This is a genomic window from Microbaculum marinisediminis (assembly GCF_025397915.1).
GTDB lineage: Bacteria > Pseudomonadota > Alphaproteobacteria > Rhizobiales > Tepidamorphaceae > Microbaculum > Microbaculum marinisediminis.
This window is the reverse complement of record NZ_JALIDZ010000007.1, coordinates 67193-81446: the sequence shown is the minus strand read 5'-3', so window position 1 is coordinate 81446 and position 14254 is coordinate 67193. Positions and strand designations below refer to the sequence as shown.

The 14254-nt window shown below is 67.3% G+C and carries 16 protein-coding genes; 8 read left to right on the top strand and 8 right to left on the bottom strand.

Features of this window, described 5'->3' with window-relative positions:
- Positions 1-104: 104 nt before the first annotated feature.
- Positions 105-1202 (top strand): YeeE/YedE family protein, encoded by a 1098-nt coding sequence (locus tag MUB46_RS15870; RefSeq protein WP_261616912.1) that lies wholly within the window; start codon positions 105-107, stop codon positions 1200-1202.
- Positions 1203-1276: 74 nt separating this feature from the next.
- Here MUB46_RS15870 and MUB46_RS15865 read toward each other — a convergent pair whose 3' ends face one another.
- Positions 1277-2194: an MBL fold metallo-hydrolase gene (locus MUB46_RS15865; protein ID WP_261616911.1), complete on the bottom strand. Its 918-nt coding sequence runs from the start codon at positions 2192-2194 to the stop codon at positions 1277-1279.
- A 170-nt stretch (positions 2195-2364) separates the two neighbouring features.
- Between MUB46_RS15865 and MUB46_RS15860 the strand changes: the two genes are divergently transcribed.
- Positions 2365-3498 carry a YeeE/YedE family protein gene (locus tag MUB46_RS15860; protein WP_261616910.1) on the top strand — a complete coding sequence of 378 codons (1134 nt, stop codon included), beginning with the start codon at positions 2365-2367 and terminating at the stop codon, positions 3496-3498.
- Here MUB46_RS15860 and MUB46_RS15855 read toward each other — a convergent pair.
- Positions 3488-3736: a PilZ domain-containing protein gene (locus MUB46_RS15855; RefSeq protein WP_261616909.1), complete on the bottom strand. Its 249-nt coding sequence runs from the start codon at positions 3734-3736 to the stop codon at positions 3488-3490. The two genes, MUB46_RS15860 and MUB46_RS15855, sit on opposite strands and share 11 nt — an antisense overlap.
- A gap of 277 nt (positions 3737-4013) precedes the next feature.
- Here MUB46_RS15855 and MUB46_RS15850 point away from each other — a divergent pair, with 277 nt between their 5' ends.
- Positions 4014-4244, top strand: a complete 231-nt coding sequence (locus MUB46_RS15850; protein WP_261616908.1) for a hypothetical protein — start codon at positions 4014-4016, stop codon at positions 4242-4244.
- A 164-nt stretch (positions 4245-4408) separates the two neighbouring features.
- The gene (locus tag MUB46_RS15845; protein ID WP_261616907.1) at positions 4409-4852 is read left to right on the top strand and encodes a hypothetical protein; all 444 of its coding nucleotides are present in this window, start codon (positions 4409-4411) and stop codon (positions 4850-4852) included.
- A 31-nt stretch (positions 4853-4883) separates the two neighbouring features.
- Here the strand turns inward: MUB46_RS15845 and MUB46_RS15840 are convergent, their stop codons facing one another.
- Both MUB46_RS15840 and MUB46_RS15835 read right to left on the bottom strand, forming a co-directional pair.
- A complete protein-coding gene (locus MUB46_RS15840; protein ID WP_261616906.1) occupies positions 4884-6836 on the bottom strand; it encodes a DUF2207 domain-containing protein in 1953 nt (650 codons plus the stop codon).
- Positions 6836-7396, bottom strand: coding sequence for a LemA family protein (locus tag MUB46_RS15835; RefSeq protein ID WP_261617120.1), 561 nt, complete (start codon positions 7394-7396; stop codon positions 6836-6838). Before MUB46_RS15835 ends, MUB46_RS15840 begins: the two co-directional genes overlap by 1 nt.
- A 451-nt stretch (positions 7397-7847) precedes the next feature.
- On the opposite strand from MUB46_RS15835, the gene MUB46_RS15830 reads away from it, so the two are divergent.
- From MUB46_RS15830 to MUB46_RS15815, 4 genes are read left to right on the top strand one after another with little or no spacing between them, the layout of a single operon-like run.
- A complete protein-coding gene (locus MUB46_RS15830; protein WP_261616905.1) occupies positions 7848-8468 on the top strand; it encodes a sigma-70 family RNA polymerase sigma factor in 621 nt (206 codons plus the stop codon).
- A complete protein-coding gene (locus MUB46_RS15825; RefSeq protein ID WP_261616904.1) occupies positions 8465-9124 on the top strand; it encodes a ChrR family anti-sigma-E factor in 660 nt (219 codons plus the stop codon). Before MUB46_RS15830 ends, MUB46_RS15825 begins: the two co-directional genes overlap by 4 nt.
- An 18-nt stretch (positions 9125-9142) precedes the next feature.
- Positions 9143-9904, top strand: coding sequence for an SDR family NAD(P)-dependent oxidoreductase (locus MUB46_RS15820; protein WP_261616903.1), 762 nt, complete (start codon positions 9143-9145; stop codon positions 9902-9904).
- Positions 9901-10374: a nuclear transport factor 2 family protein gene (locus tag MUB46_RS15815; RefSeq protein ID WP_261616902.1), complete on the top strand. Its 474-nt coding sequence runs from the start codon at positions 9901-9903 to the stop codon at positions 10372-10374. Before MUB46_RS15820 ends, MUB46_RS15815 begins: the two co-directional genes overlap by 4 nt.
- Here the strand turns inward: MUB46_RS15815 and MUB46_RS15810 are convergent.
- The 4 genes from MUB46_RS15810 to MUB46_RS15795 all read right to left on the bottom strand — a co-directional run bounded on the left by MUB46_RS15810 (position 10304) and on the right by MUB46_RS15795 (position 14250).
- The gene (locus tag MUB46_RS15810) at positions 10304-10801 is read right to left on the bottom strand and encodes a DUF3833 domain-containing protein (RefSeq protein ID WP_261616901.1); all 498 of its coding nucleotides are present in this window, start codon (positions 10799-10801) and stop codon (positions 10304-10306) included. The two genes, MUB46_RS15815 and MUB46_RS15810, sit on opposite strands and share 71 nt — an antisense overlap.
- An 82-nt stretch (positions 10802-10883) precedes the next feature.
- On the bottom strand, positions 10884-12125 hold the full coding sequence (locus tag MUB46_RS15805) for an SAM-dependent methyltransferase (RefSeq protein ID WP_261616900.1): 1242 nt from the start codon (positions 12123-12125) through the stop codon (positions 10884-10886).
- A complete protein-coding gene (locus MUB46_RS15800) occupies positions 12122-12925 on the bottom strand; it encodes a DUF1365 domain-containing protein (protein ID WP_261616899.1) in 804 nt (267 codons plus the stop codon). The genes MUB46_RS15805 and MUB46_RS15800 overlap by 4 nt, the downstream gene beginning before the upstream one ends.
- Entirely contained in the window at positions 12922-14250 is a 1329-nt protein-coding gene (locus tag MUB46_RS15795; protein ID WP_261616898.1) for an NAD(P)/FAD-dependent oxidoreductase, read from the bottom strand. Before MUB46_RS15795 ends, MUB46_RS15800 begins: the two co-directional genes overlap by 4 nt.
- Between the last annotated feature and the right edge of the window lie 4 nt (positions 14251-14254).

Genomic DNA, 14254 nt, shown 5'->3' with positions numbered 1-14254 from the left:
GCGTTCTCTATCCGCTTTACCCGTAATTGCCTTGCCGCGCGTCCACGCGTAGCATTGCGAAAAAACAATAACCGCCGCGGCAAAGCGACGGAGGGGAGAAGCGCATGGAAGGCTTCGACGCACGGTTCGTGCTGCCGATTCTCGGCGTGGTCGCCGGGATCGTGCTTGGCTATGTCGCGCGGGTAAACCGGTTCTGCACGCTGTCCGCCCTCGAGCGCTACTGGTACGCGGGGGATGGAACCGGCGTGCGGACGTGGGCGCTTGCCGGAGCGTCTGCCCTCGTCGCCACCCAGGCGATGATCCACGCCGGTGTCATCGACCTTTCGCCGAGTTTCTATCTGGCCGCGGAATTCGGGCTGACCGGCGCCATCATCGGCGGCGTGATGTTCGGCTTCGGCATGGCCCTCGTGGGGACCTGCGGCTTCGGCGCGGTGATCCGCCTCGGCGGCGGCAGCCTGCGGTCGCTGGTCGTGCTCATCGTGCTCGGCCTCGCCGCACTGGCCACCCAGCGCGGGCTCGTCGGCCTGGCGCGGATCCAGGTCGTCGACAACCTGGCGCTCGACCTATCGTTCGCGGGCGACCAGTCGCTCGGCAGCATCGCCTCCGCGCTGGTCGGCGCGGACGTGCGGGCCGTCGTCGCGGTCCTCATGGCCGCGGGCCTCCTGTACTGGATCTTTCGTGACCGCGCCTATCGACGCAAATACCGGCAGATCGCGACCGGCGTCACGATCGGCCTCGTCATCGCCTTCGGCTGGCTCTCCACGGTGCTGATCGCCGAGCGCGCCTTCGTGCCGGTGCAGATCGAAGCCGGCTCGTTCGTCGTGCCCGTCGGCGACCTGCTTCTGCAGATCATCACCTTCACCGGCAGCCTGCCGGATTACGGCGTCGGCCTGATCGTCGGCACGCTGATCGGCGCGACGCTCGGCGCCTGGCACAAGAAGGACACCCGCTGGGAGGCCTGCGACGACGCCCGCGAACTCGGCCGCCATCTGGCCGGCGGCGTGATGATGGGCATCGGCGGCGTCTTTGCGATGGGCTGCACGGTCGGGCAGGGCATCACCGCGGTATCGACGCTGGCGATTTCGGCCCCAGTCGTCATCGTCTCGATCGCGCTCGGGGCGCGGATGGGGCTTGCCTGGCTCCTGGAAGGATCGGCGCTGGCACCGTTCCGCGGGGCGCATGGCGGCGCCCCGGCCGAGTAGCCGCCCGCCCCCGAAGTCTCCCGCCCCGACGTCGCCCGACCAGAAGCCGCCCCCAGTCGCCGCGCGACCGGCGCTCAGCCTGCAACGAACCGGTAGGCGCTTCCCGCCCGCTCCGCCGTTCCGATACCCGGATGCGGCAGGTGGAACCCGACGATCCGCAACTTGTCGGCCGTGATCCTGTCGAGCAGCGCCGTCCGCGTCTTCGCGCCCTGGTCCTGGTCCTGGTCCGGACCCACGCGCCAGTCGGGGCGTTCGAACGAGATCACCGCGTTCAGGATCGCATCGCCGGTGACGAGGACGCTGTCGCCGCCGCCATGCAGCACGTAGGACATGTGCCCCGGCGTGTGGCCGGCGGTATCCACCGCCTCCACGCCCGGCAGCACTTCCTCGCCCGGCCTGATCAGTGTCACCTGCTCCTCGAGCGCGTCGAAGCGGTTGCGCGCGCCGACAATGAAACTCGCGCGCTCCTCCGGCAGGTCCGCAAAGGCATCGTCCGAGCGCCAGAAATCCCATTCGGCCTGGGGCAGGAAGTAGCGCGCCTTCGAGAAGACCAGCTCGTCGAAATCATCAAGCACGCCCCAGATGTGATCGGGGTGCGCGTGGGTGAAGACGACGTCGGTCACGTCGCCCGGATCGATACCGGCGGCCGCGAGGTTGTCGGCAAGCGCGCCGACGGTGTCCTGAAACAGTGGCCCGGAACCGGCGTCGAACATCACGAGGCGGTCGGGTGTGCGCAGGAGCGTGACGTTGCAGTCGGGATGCAGCGTGTCCGCGGGCAGGCCCAATGCGGCGATTTCCTCCGGGCTCCGGTCCGGCAGGACGAAGCTCATCGGCTGCGTCAGGCTGCCGTCGGAAACGACCAGAACCTCGGCGTCGCCGAGCGACACGCTGCTGGCCGTCGCAGCCCGTGCGGGACCGATCGGCAATCCCATCATCGTCGCGGCCGCCGCGGTTCCGGCCAGAAAGTCGCGGCGCGTCAGTACCCTGTTCATCGGTTGAGACCTCCCGCTATTCGATATATGCATTTTTTTGAATTTATGCGCCTGCCGTTGCGCCACGTCAATGTAGGTCGCCCTGTGACAAGGTCCATTGTCCGGCGAAGTCGACGGGCATCCGCGGATGCGGGATGACGCAACAGGGTCGCTGGAGGCCCGTTCTGGTCATGACTCTCGAATTTCTGCTCGACCGTTTCTCCGAACCATGGGTTCTCGCCGGCGGCGGCCTGACGGTCGGGCTCGTGTTCGGGGCTTTCGCCCAGCAGAGCCGGTTCTGCCTCCGGGCGGCGGTGATCGAGTTCGCGCATGGCACCATCGGCCACAAGCTCGCCGTCTGGCTGCTCACGTTCTCGGCTGCGGTGCTCGGCACCCAGCTGCTGATCGCCTCCGATCTGGCCAACCTCACCGAAGCCCGCCAGCTCGCCTCGCCGCAGAGCCTGTCCGGCGCCGCGCTCGGCGGACTGATGTTCGGCACCGGCATGGTGCTGTCGCGCGGCTGCGCCAGCCGGCTGCTGGTGCTCTCGGCGACCGGCAACCTGCGGGCGCTTCTCTCCGGGCTGGTCTTCGCCGTCGTCGCCCAGGCGAGCCTGCGCGGCTTCCTGAGGCCGCTGCGCGAGACGCTCGCCGGCCTGTTCACGACCGCCGATATCGGCGGCAACGACCTGCTCGCCTTCGTCGGCGCCTCGACGCCGCTGGCCATCGCCTTCACCGGCCTCTGGCTCGCGGCCGGCCTCTTCGTCGCCATCCGGTCGCGCACGCATGTATGGCGCGCCGTCGCGGCGGTCGGCACCGGGCTGGCGATCCCGCTCGCCTGGTGGTTCACCTACGCGATGTCGCAGCGGGCCTTTGATCCGGTCCAGGTGGAAGGCGTGACGTTCACGGGACCGTCCGCCGATACGCTGATGCTGTTCCTGTCACCGCCCGGCAGCATTCTGGATTTCGACGTCGGGCTCGTCCCCGGCGTGTTTCTCGGCTCGTTCCTCGCCGCCCTGCTGACGCGGGAACTCGCCGTACAGGGCTTCCACGATGCCGCATCGATGCGCCGCTACCTGTTCGGGGCGGCGCTGATGGGCTTCGGCGGCATGCTGGCCGGCGGATGCGCGGTCGGCGCCGGCGTCACCGGAGCATCCATATTCGCCCTCACCGCCTGGGTGACGCTCAGCGCCATATGGCTATCGGCGGCGATCACCGACCGGGTGTTGATGGAACGCGAGAAGGTGGTGCTGGAAACCGAGCTGGGCGCCGCCGGCGCACCGGCCGATGCGCGGGCCGAGGCGGCAGCGACTTCCGTCAGTCGGTGAACGCCACGCCAAGCGAATCGGCCTTGCGCCATTTCACCTCGCATTGCCGCGTGAACGTTCCGTCGTTGGACACGAGCGTGAAGGCGTTCGGTACCTCCGCCGTGTGCGGCATCTCGAGCTTCGCCCCCTCCCCTGTCATGTTGCGGGCAATACACTCGATCGTCGATTGCTTGTTGTTGAAAATGATCTTGGCGCCCTTCAACGTGCGACGCCGAACCGTTTCGTTCCGTCTTTCCATTCGTGTTCCGTTCGCTGCAGGTCAGTAAGGTGTGCCCACGCGGTCCCGCTCCGACAATGATGCAACCGGCCCGTGTGCAGGTGCGGGCGATTCGCCTCGGAATTATAGTCCAAGACGGGCGCGACCGGCGCGCGGATTCAATCGAATCCGCTCCTCATGCCGCGAGCGCGCGGGGCCGCAACCGCAATCCCTCTACTTCGCCGGTTGCGCTGGCGACAATTTGGTGGGAAACCGCTAGCCCGCAACGGCCAATCGAGCTCCAGGAAAGGCGCGTCACATGTCGAAGGAAGAGGCTCCCAAGCCACGCAAGGGCTACGTCCGTTCGGAGGTGCTGCTGCCCGCCCTGCGCTATAATCTGCAGCCGCATCCGGACGAGCCCTCGGTGTGCGTCGTCGCGCTGATGACGCCGGACGGTCCGGTCACGCTGACGCTGCACAAGGACGCGCTCGCCCAGCTCGGCACGGCGATGATGGTCGAGGCGAACAGGATGCCCGATACCAACCGCTAGCGACCCGGCACCATCCGACCGCGCCCGCGCGGGCCGTAACCATATCCGCGTGCCAGGCCTTGTTGCGGCCCTCGTGGATTGGTTAGGCTAAGGCCTCCGCGGGCAACTGATCCGGCGGTCGAAGCCGATACTCCGAGACATTTGCCAGAGGGAAGGTGGCGCGCGTGGGCGCGGTATTGTGGCTGTTCATCCTGCTGGTCGTCGTGCCGACGGTGCTCTACAGCTTCGGCGCCGCGGGCTATGTGCTGGCCTACCTCTTCGTGCTCAACCTTCTGGCCGGCTACAGGTTCTGGACCCGCAGGCGGATCGGCGAACTCGGCGAGAAGTCGATGGCGCTGATCTACCTGGCGTCCGGCATCTTCTTCTTCGCGTTCCTGATCGATCCGGTGCAGATCGACACCGCGCCGGTCGCTCGCCTGGACAGCCTGACCGGTTGGCGGGAGGTGCTCGCGGCGAAGCCTGACGCGCAGCCGGCACTGATCGGCACGCCGGTCGAGCAGATGTCCATCGGCCGGCGCAGCGGCACCACCGAGCGTCCGTGGCTCGATGGTCTCGTCGAGGATGTCATGCGCCGCCCCGAGGAGCCGCGCACCACGACCGGGCACTGAGCCGCGGATCGGCGAGATCGGGCGTCGGGCGCTACCAGCCGCCACCGCCGCCGCCGCCACCGCCGCCGCCGGAGGAGCCGCCTCCCGACGAACCGGAGCCGCCGCTCGAGCGCGTGACGGTTGCCGCCGAATAGGCCGCGCCGAGGCTGGACCCGACGGCGCGCAGTTGGCGGGTATCGCTGAAACCGCCGCCGCGGCTGGAACCCGAGTACCAGGACGGCTTCAGATACGGATTGCCGTCGTCCTTGGTGCGGGCGGCTTCAATCTCGGCCTTGAACTGCTCGGTCCAGGCGGTCTCCACGTCGAGCGCGATGGCGTAGGGCAGCAGCTCGTGGAAATGCTCCGGCGTCTTGTCGGGCGGATTGGCGAACTTGAGCCGATCCTCCTCGGCAACGGTCAGATAGAGGCGCGTGCCCTCGATCTCGTCGAGCGCTGCCCGGCCGATCGCCGTCGGCGCCTTGAGCAGATGGAAGAACACGACGTTCAGAAGGCCGACACCGATCAGCGTCAGGAACGGAATCACACCGATCTCCGTGCCGATTCCCAGGAAGACGCCGCTAATGCCGATGGCCATGACGGTGACGATGAAGGCCTGCAAGACCGCCGACACGATCTGCCCCGGTTCGCCCGATTGACGGAACTGGCGCATGGACTTCCAGGCGCGGAACCCCGCCGAACCGATGACCACCGTGAATATGGCGGGGAAGATCGCCAGGAACAGCGCCTCGACATGCCGCGCCGAGAAGATCGCCGATGCCGCCCACCCCAGGATCGTGATCACGACGCCAAGCGCGAACCAGCCGCGATTGCGACGGAAATAGGTGCGGTTGAAGATCTTGTCGAAATGCCCCTTCAACGCGCTTGCCGCGGCGTTAAGCAGGCTCCGGCTGCTGCGCTGGATGGTGACCTGGTCGTCAAACGCGAACAGACCGTCGTACAAGACGGTTTCGCCAGGGGACATCGGCTTCCCGTCGGCCCGGTCCAGCGCTTTCAGCGTCTGCTTCTTTTTGTCCTTCGCGATCGCCAGATGGCCCTTGACCGCCAGGTTGATGACGGCGGCGGCGAAGCACGTATCGTCGAAGCCCATGCGCTCGATATACCGCATCGCGGCTGGCGGGATCTCGGGGTGGTAGACCGGGATGACCGTGCCCCCGCGCGGATCGCGGCCGACCTTCACCCAGACGATCAGGTAGTAGAGCAGCACCAGGCCGAGCGAGACGGCGGCGGCGATATAGGCGCCCCAGCGCTCCAGCCACTGGGTGAGCCGCTGCGAGCCGGTGATCGGGTCGAGATAGCCCGGCGGCCAGCCGACGGCGACGGTCATGCCCTCGCCGGGCGCGAGCGAGCGCGTCGTGCGGAACCTCGGCTCGCCGCCGGCGGTCTCGCCGACCACCGCATCGTTGCCCGATTGGCCGTAAAAGCCGGTGTAGACTGCGGTCTGGGTCACCGGCGCGCCCGGCGGAGGGATCACCACGGCGCTGGCGTTCTCGATGGGGAACGACCATTCGTTGCCGGTGACGTTCCAGTAGATCTCGTCGAAGTCGTCGAAGCGGCGCACCTGATCGCTCATCCGGTAGACGAGACGATAGCGATAGACGCCCTGGTCAAGGAACACGTCCGGCGAGCCGAAATAGATACGGAGATTGGCGCCGTCGTTCTCGATGCGATGGGGCTCGGGCTGACCGTTCTTCAGCGCCTGAACCAGATCGAAACGCGCCCGGCCGAGCAGGCCGAGAGCGGTCCCGCCGAGCGGAATGTCGCGATAGATGCCGCGGCGGATGTCGTAGCCGAGCGCGACGACCTCGATGTCCTCGGTCACCAGGATGCTGCCGTCCGGCTCCACGACGATGCGCACCGCGAAATCGCGGATCGCCTCGCGGCTGTAGCCGTCGACCTGGGCGAGCGCGGAGCCGGTCAGGCCCGCAACGGTGAACGCGACCAGCCCGACGGCGACCGCAAGACGACGCAGGTATGTGGCAAGCATCAGTGGAAGGAGACCTCGACGGGCTTGGCGGCGGCGCTTGCTTCCGCCTCGTCGAGCTCGAAGAACTCCCCCTTCCCGAAATTGAACTGCTGGGCGACCAGGTTGGAGGGGAACTGGTCGATCTTGACGTTCAGGTCGCGGACCGAGCCGTTGTAGAAGCGGCGGGACATGTTGATCCGGTTCTCGGTGTCGGTGATGTCGGCCTGCAGCTGCAGGAAGTTCTGGTTCGCCTTCAGGTCGGGATAGTTTTCCGCCAGCGCGAACAGGTTCTTCAGCGCCTTCTGCAGCATGCCCTCGGTCTCGGCCTGATGCATCGGGCCGCCGGTATCGGCCATCGCCCGGCTGCGCGCCTCGACGACGGCTTCCAGGGTGCCGGCCTCATGCTTCATGTAGCCCTTCACCGTCTCGACCAGATTGGGGATCAGGTCGTAGCGGCGTTTCATCTGGACCTGGATGTCGCTCCAGGCCTCTTCGGCCCGCGTCCTCAGGGAGACCAGCGCGTTGTAGGTGACGATGACGTACAGGACCGCCAGCACGATGATCCCGAGGAGAATATAGATAACGGTCATGGCCGCCCCCTGTTTCGATTCGCGCAAACATTACCGCGCGACCCAACGGAATGCGACCGACCCGTTGGCTAAAAATAGGCGGCGTACGAACGATCTGTCGGGGTGACGAGGTGCATCGACAAGTAACCGCCCCGCGGCTGCCGCCGCGGGGCGGTTGGCCGGTGTCCGGTTGGGGGCACGAACACCGGCTGTCCGGATCGTATTCGCGCGGGGCGGATCTAAGAATTCGCTGGGTGTGACTTGCGGGTCTTCGTTTTTCGCCCCGCGCGCTGCCATCCGCACCCCGCATTCATATTCCCGAATCCGTATGTATCACAACCCGCCGTTTCGGCCATCACTACGATCAATCCGTGAAAACGGATCAGTCGTTTTTCATTCATTCCCGATGATCCGCCGCTGTTTTCTCGCCGTATCCTTCGCGGTATCAAAGGGAAACCACGGTGTGTATGCGACCTTCGAGATGAGCGAGCCCACGAGCGAACACGGTCCGGCGACGCACGGCGACGCCATGACCCTGTTGCTCGTCCGCATCGGCGAAGCGCGCGACCGGGAAGCCTTCAAGGCACTGTTCGTGCATTTCGCGCCACGCGTGAAGCACCTCCTGATGCGCAAGGGCGCCGACCCTGCGCTCGCCGAGGAGCTGATGCAGGACACGATGCTCTCGGTCTGGACCAAGGCATCGCTGTACCACCCGGGCCGCGGGTCGGCCGCCACCTGGATCTTCACCATCGCGCGCAACCTGCGCATCGACCGGCTGCGGCGCGAATCCGTACGGCATTTCGACGACGTGAACGATCTGGAGATCGCCGAGGACCACGCCGGCAGCGACCGTACGGTCGTTGCGCAAGACGACGCGGTCTCGGCGCGGCAGGAACAGACGCTGGTTATCCGGGCGCTTTCCGCGCTGCCGCCGGAACAGGCCGAGGTCATCCGGCTGTCCTTCATCGACGACCTGTCGCAGCGCGACATCGCGGGACGGCTCGGCGTTCCGCTAGGCACGGTGAAATCGCGCATGCGGCTGGCCTACGACAAGCTGCGGCACGTACTCGAGGGCGAGATTTGAGCATTCATCATCATCTCGACGATGCAACGATCATGGCTTACGCGGCCGGCACGCTGCGCGAGGCCCTGTGCGTGGCCGTCGCCGCCCATGTCGCCATCTGCCCGCGGTGCCGCGCGGCGGTTCGCGCCGCGGAGGCCGCAGGCGGCGCGCTGCTCGAGGAAATCGATGCGGTCAGCCTCGATGCCGACGCGCTCGACCGGGCCATGGCCCGCATCGAAACCCCGGCCGCCGCCCGCCCCGCGATGCCGGAACCGGCACCGCGCCCCCGCGACCCGCGCGTGCCGGCACCGCTGGCGCGGCTGATCGGCGGCGGTCTCGACGAGGTCCGCTGGCGCTGGCTCGCGCCCGGCGTGCGCAGCTACGAGATCCCCGTCACGCCCGGTGCCGGCAGCCTGCGGCTGTTGCGGATCGCGCCCGGCAAGGCCGTTCCCGAGCACGGACACGGCGGCACGGAGCTGACCCTCATCCTCTCTGGCTCCTACAGCGACGTGACCGGTCACTACGGGCCCGGCGACGTCGCCGATCTGGACGAGGACGTCGAACACGCGCCCGTCGTGGATTCGCCGGAGGACTGCATCTGTCTGGTGGCGACCGAATCGCCGACCCGCTTCAAGGGGCTCATCGGCCGGCTGCTGCAGCCCTATTTCCGCATCTGAGGACCGGGATCGGTCCGCATGCCCCCGCCCCCCTGGAAGACCGCGTGGATCGTCGGCGCCAGTTCGGGAATCGGCCGGGCCGTCGCCTTGCGTCTTGCCCGCGACGGCGTGCGCGTCGCCGCCTCGGCGCGAGACGCCGCAGCACTCGAAGACCTGGCGGCCGAAGGCGGGGGGCTGATCACAGTCCATCCCTTCGACGTCACCGAGGATGGCGCCGCCACACGGGTCCTGGGCGAGATCGAGGCGACGCTCGGCCCCGTCGACCTGGCGATCCTGTCGGCGGGCATCTGGGAACCGTTCCGGCCCGATGACATCCGCGTCGACGCCTTTGCCGACAGCATAGCCGTGAACTATCTCGGCGCCGTTTCCTGCATCGCTGCGCTGCTTCCCGGCATGCGCGGCCGCAATGCCGGGCAGATCGCTATCGTCGCCTCGGTCGCCGGCTATTTCGGCCTGCCGAAATCGGCGACATACGGACCGACCAAGGCGGCGCTGATCAACCTCGCGGAATCGCTGCGCACCGAGATGGACGGTTCGGGCGTCGCCGTGTCGCTGGTCAATCCCGGCTTCGTCGCGACGCGCCTGACAGAGAAGAACAGCTTCCCAATGCCGTTTCTGATGCAGCCGGATGCCGCCGCCGAACGGATCGTGAAGGGGCTCCGGAGCCGGCGTTTCGAAGTCGCCTTCCCGCGCCGCTTCACCTGGGGCATGAAGTTTCTCGGGACGTTTCCCTATCCCGTATTCTTCTGGATCGTCCGCAAATTCGTGTCGCGCCGATGAAGACTGCCGAAACCGCCATCGCCGACTACGTGGCCGCGCTCGAGGCGATGCGGCCCGATACGATCGACACGGTGCTCGACCTCTGCGCCGAGACCGTCCGGTTCACCGACCCCTTCAACGACGTGACCGGCAGGGCCGCGTTGCGCCACGTCTTCGAGGACATGTTCGATAAGGTCTCCGAGCTGACCTTTACCGTCGACGACTGCCAAGGCAGCGACCGGACCTGGCTGCTGCGCTGGACCTATGCGGGCCGCATGGGGGCGCTCGGGCATACGAGGATCGAGGGCATGAGCCATGTCGTCCTCGATGAGGACAACCGCGTGTGCCGTCACGCCGACTACTGGGACGCCGGCATCCTCTACGAAAAGATCCCGCTGATCGGCCGGGTCATCCGCGGGATCAGGCGGCGCATCTCGGCAAGCCGCCACCCGCGTCACGGCGGAACAGGATCGTCACCTCGCCAAGCGTGATGCCGAACTTCGATACGCGCCCCCGGTTGGCCACGGTATCCTCGTCGATCAGCACCATGCGATCGTCAAACCGGGCGACGAGGCCGCGTCCGCCGACGGTCAGCCTGATCCGATAGGACAACGACACTTCCGGACCATGCGCCCGTCCCTCCGCCCGGCCGATCACGTCGTCGGCCGTCGCCGAGAACCGTCCGTGGTGCGACGGGTCGATCCGCCAGACGCGGCGTTCGCCGCTGCCGTCGTCGTTGCGGAAGGCTTCGGTCATCACGAAGGTGCCGCCTTGCCAGGTGCCATCTATGACGACCGAGAAGCGGCGGCGCACCGTGCCGAAACGGTCCTGGAACACTCCCCAGGCGAACGTGCGACCGAGGAAATACCGGGTCAGATCGAGCGTGTCGGGCGTGATGTATCGGGCGGCATCGAGCATGGTCTTCCTACTCCCCCTATTCCTACGAAAACGGAGGGGGTACGGATTGCCCGGATTCCGTTGCTTCGGACATTCCGGCGGCTCACGCCGGCTTGACGAGCCGATAGATGCCGACATCGATGCGCCGCTCGAGGAAGCCCGCCTCGCAATAGGCCAGGTAGTAGTCCCATTTGCGGCGGAAGTGCTCGTCGAAGCCAAGCGCGGCGATCTGCGGCCAGGCGGCGAGGAAGCGGGCCCGCCACTCGCGCAGCGTCCGCGCATAGCTGTCGGCGAAGGTCTCGACGCCATCGAGCGCCAGTCCGGCGTCGCGGGCCTGCCGCTCGATGATCTGAGGGGTCGGCAGCATGCCACCGGGGAAGATGTAGCGCTGGATGAAATCCACGCCGCGGCGATAGCGCTCGAAAAACGGCTCGGCGATGGTGATCGCCTGAACGGCGGCGACGCCGGAGGCCTTGAGGCGGCTGGCCAGTGTCGAGAAATAGGCCGGCCAGTGCGCCTCGCCGACCGCCTCGATCATCTCGATGGAGGCGATGCGGTCGTAGGTTCCCCTGCAATCGCGGTAGTCCTCGTAGCGAAGGTCGCAACGATCGGCGAGACCGGCCTTGTCGATGCGCTCGCGCGCGTAGGCGAGCTGGGCGCGCGACAGGCTGATGGCGGTAACGCGGGCGTCGTGGGCGCCTGCGGCGACCTCGGCGAAGCCGCCCCAGCCGCAACCGATCTCGAGAACGTCGTGGCCGGGCTCGAGGTCGAGCGCGTCGACGATCTTGCGGTACTTGGCCTGCTGTGCCGAGGCGAGATCGTTGGCGCCGTCCTCGTAATAGGCGCTCGAGTAGGTCATGCCGTCGTCGAGCCACAGCCGGTAGAACGCGTTCGACAGATCGTAGTGGTCGGCGATGTTGCGCCGCGCGCCCGAACGCGTGTTGTCGCGCAGCAGGTGATAGAAGCGGTCGGGCAGGCGGACGCGGAACAGCCCCGATCCCGCCTCGCTGAACCCCTGCTGGTTGTCGAGGAAGAAACGCAGGAAGGCGACCAGATCCGGCGTGGTCAGGTCGCCGTCCATGTAGGCCTGGGCAAAGCCGATCGGGCCGCGCCGGATGCCCTTCGGAATGATCTTGAGATTGGCGAAATCGATCGCCGCGTCGAAGCCCGGCCGGTCGCCGTCGAGCTTGAAACGCCGCCCGTCCGGCGCCGTCACCGCGAGCGTCCCGCGCAGATCGACCCCTGACACCAGGCGCCGGGTCGCCGAGATGGCAAGGCTGTCGAGCGTGCGCGCGACCATGCCGCGCGGGCGGGTCTTTTCGTCGGAGAGAATCGTCAAGCTCATCGCGCCGGGCGCTCCATCTCGAAGGCCGTCGGCAGATAGGTCACCGGCACGTCGGGGGCCGGCGGACGCGGCACCGTGCGGAGGCCCTTCAGATAAAGCTTCAGGGCCTCCCAATGGATGCCGGCGGTGACCTTCCAGGTCAGGGCCGGATGGCGCCAAAGCGTGCGGGCGAGCTCATGGTCGTCGAGCGGGCGGCGGGCGCCGACCAGGTGGGCATCGAGAACGGCGCCGGTCTCGTTCGACAGGGACACGCCGACACGCACCCGCTCGCCCGGCGGGAGGATGCGGAAATCGTAGCGTCCGCCGGCATCGTTGAACGGCGACACATAGAACCGCTTGGCGCAGTTCTGGCGCACCGGCCTGGCGTCCCGGGCGGCGACCGGCAGCACATAGGTCTTGCGCTCGCCGAAGGTATTGGAGACCTCGTAAACGACGAGGCGCAGGGCGCCGTCGCGATCCAGTCCGTAGTAGATGCTGAGCGGATTGAAGACGTATCCCGCCAGTCGCGGCAGGCAGAGCAGCCGGACGCTGGCGATATCCTCGCTCAGACCCGCCCGGGCGATGACCCGGTCGACGTAGCGGCGCAGCGGCGTGCCGTCGCCGGCGCCGTGATCGCGATCGTGCAGCGAGAACAGGTTGAAGCGGTTGTAGGAGAACAGCCTCAGCCGCGCGTCGAGATCGCCGATCTCGTCGATGTCGATCAGCGCGTAGGTCAGCTTGTAGCGCAGCTCGTGGCCGACCGGCCGGACGCGGCGATGGACGACGACCGCATCATAGAGGGACGAGCGGAACCCCGTCATTCGGCGGCCTCCGGCAGCGGAACGCCGGCGCCCGTGGGCGATAGCCGGATGCGTCCGGACTCCTCGGCGACCGACCACGGCCGCCGCACGCCGCCGAGCTGCTCGGCCACGGCGAGGCCGGACTGGAGGCCGTCCTCATGGAAGCCGTCGCCGAAATAGCTGCCGCAGAACCAGGTGCGCCGGCGACCCTGCAGGTGCCAGAGGCGCTCGCGGGCGGCCGCGGCGGCGGCGTCGAACACCGGGTGGTCGTAGACGAAGCTGCCTTGGGTCAGCGCCGGATCGGGCATGCGCGGCGGGTTCAGCGTCACGAAGATATCCGTCGACGTGGCGAGTTTCTGCAGGCTGTTCATCCAATAACTGACGCACAGGCCGGTTTCGGTGCCGCCGGTCATCTTCAGATAATCCCAGCTCGCCCACAACCGCCGCCGGCGCGGCATGAGGGTCTTGTCGGTGTGCAGGACGGCAAGATTCTTCTGATATCCGAAGGCGCCGAGCAGGTCGCGCTCGAAGCCGTCGGCGTCGCCGAGCAGCGCCAGCGCCTGGTCGGCATGGGTGGCGACGACGACGTGGTCGAAGCGCCGGACGACGCCGTCCTCGCCCTCGACGAGGACCTCGGCGCCGCGCCGGGTCACCGTCTTCACGCCGCACCCGAGGCGCAGGTCGGCGCGGGAATCGGCCAGCAGGCGCCGCACGTATTCGCGCCCGCCGCCGTCGACGGTGCGCCAGCGCGGCCGGCCGACGAGCTGCAGCAGTCCGTGGTTCCTGTAGAAACGCAGGAAGGAGGCGGCGGGATACTGCAGCATCCGGTCCATCGGCGTCGACCAGATCGCCGCGCCCATCGGCAGCAGGTGGTCGTCGATGAAACGGCGGGAATAGCCGGCCTTCGCCAGGGCCTCGCCGAGCGTCAGCGGCCCCTCGTCGCGCTCGAGCGCCGCCGGCGCCTCGCGGAAAAACTGCAGGATCTCCAGAAACAGGCGCCAATGCCCCCGATCCACCAAATTTTTGGCCTGTCCGAAGAACCCGGCCAGCGAGCCGGAATATTCGTAGGCGCCGTCACCGAGCGACAGGGCAAAACTCATCCTAGTCGAGTTTGTTTCGACACCGAGATGACGGAACAGCGCCGTCAGGTTCGGATAGTTCTTCTCGTTGTAAACGATGAAACCGGTATCGACCGGGATGCGGCCTTCGGCCGTGTCGACGTCGACCGTGTTGGTGTGGCCGCCGACATGGGCGCCGCTTTCGAACACGGTTACGGCGTGGGCGCGCGACAGCAGCCAAGCCGCTGAAAGTCCCGAGATCCCTGAGCCGATAACGGCGATTTGCATGTCA

Coding starts and splice junctions, on each gene's coding strand:
- MUB46_RS15850 (WP_261616908.1), top strand. CDS start 4,014: ATGTCGAAGGAAGAGGCTCCCAAGCCACGCAAGGGCTACGTCCGTTCG.
- MUB46_RS15860 (WP_261616910.1), top strand. CDS start 2,365: ATGACTCTCGAATTTCTGCTCGACCGTTTCTCCGAACCATGGGTTCTC.
- MUB46_RS15805 (WP_261616900.1), bottom strand. CDS start 12,125: ATGAGCTTGACGATTCTCTCCGACGAAAAGACCCGCCCGCGCGGCATG.
- MUB46_RS15865 (WP_261616911.1), bottom strand. CDS start 2,194: ATGAACAGGGTACTGACGCGCCGCGACTTTCTGGCCGGAACCGCGGCG.
- MUB46_RS15820 (WP_261616903.1), top strand. CDS start 9,143: ATGCCCCCGCCCCCCTGGAAGACCGCGTGGATCGTCGGCGCCAGTTCG.
- MUB46_RS15800 (WP_261616899.1), bottom strand. CDS start 12,925: ATGACGGGGTTCCGCTCGTCCCTCTATGATGCGGTCGTCGTCCATCGC.
- MUB46_RS15855 (WP_261616909.1), bottom strand. CDS start 3,736: ATGGAAAGACGGAACGAAACGGTTCGGCGTCGCACGTTGAAGGGCGCC.
- MUB46_RS15810 (WP_261616901.1), bottom strand. CDS start 10,801: ATGCTCGATGCCGCCCGATACATCACGCCCGACACGCTCGATCTGACC.
- MUB46_RS15870 (WP_261616912.1), top strand. CDS start 105: ATGGAAGGCTTCGACGCACGGTTCGTGCTGCCGATTCTCGGCGTGGTC.
- MUB46_RS15795 (WP_261616898.1), bottom strand. CDS start 14,250: ATGCAAATCGCCGTTATCGGCTCAGGGATCTCGGGACTTTCAGCGGCT.
- MUB46_RS15815 (WP_261616902.1), top strand. CDS start 9,901: ATGAAGACTGCCGAAACCGCCATCGCCGACTACGTGGCCGCGCTCGAG.
- MUB46_RS15840 (WP_261616906.1), bottom strand. CDS start 6,836: ATGCTTGCCACATACCTGCGTCGTCTTGCGGTCGCCGTCGGGCTGGTC.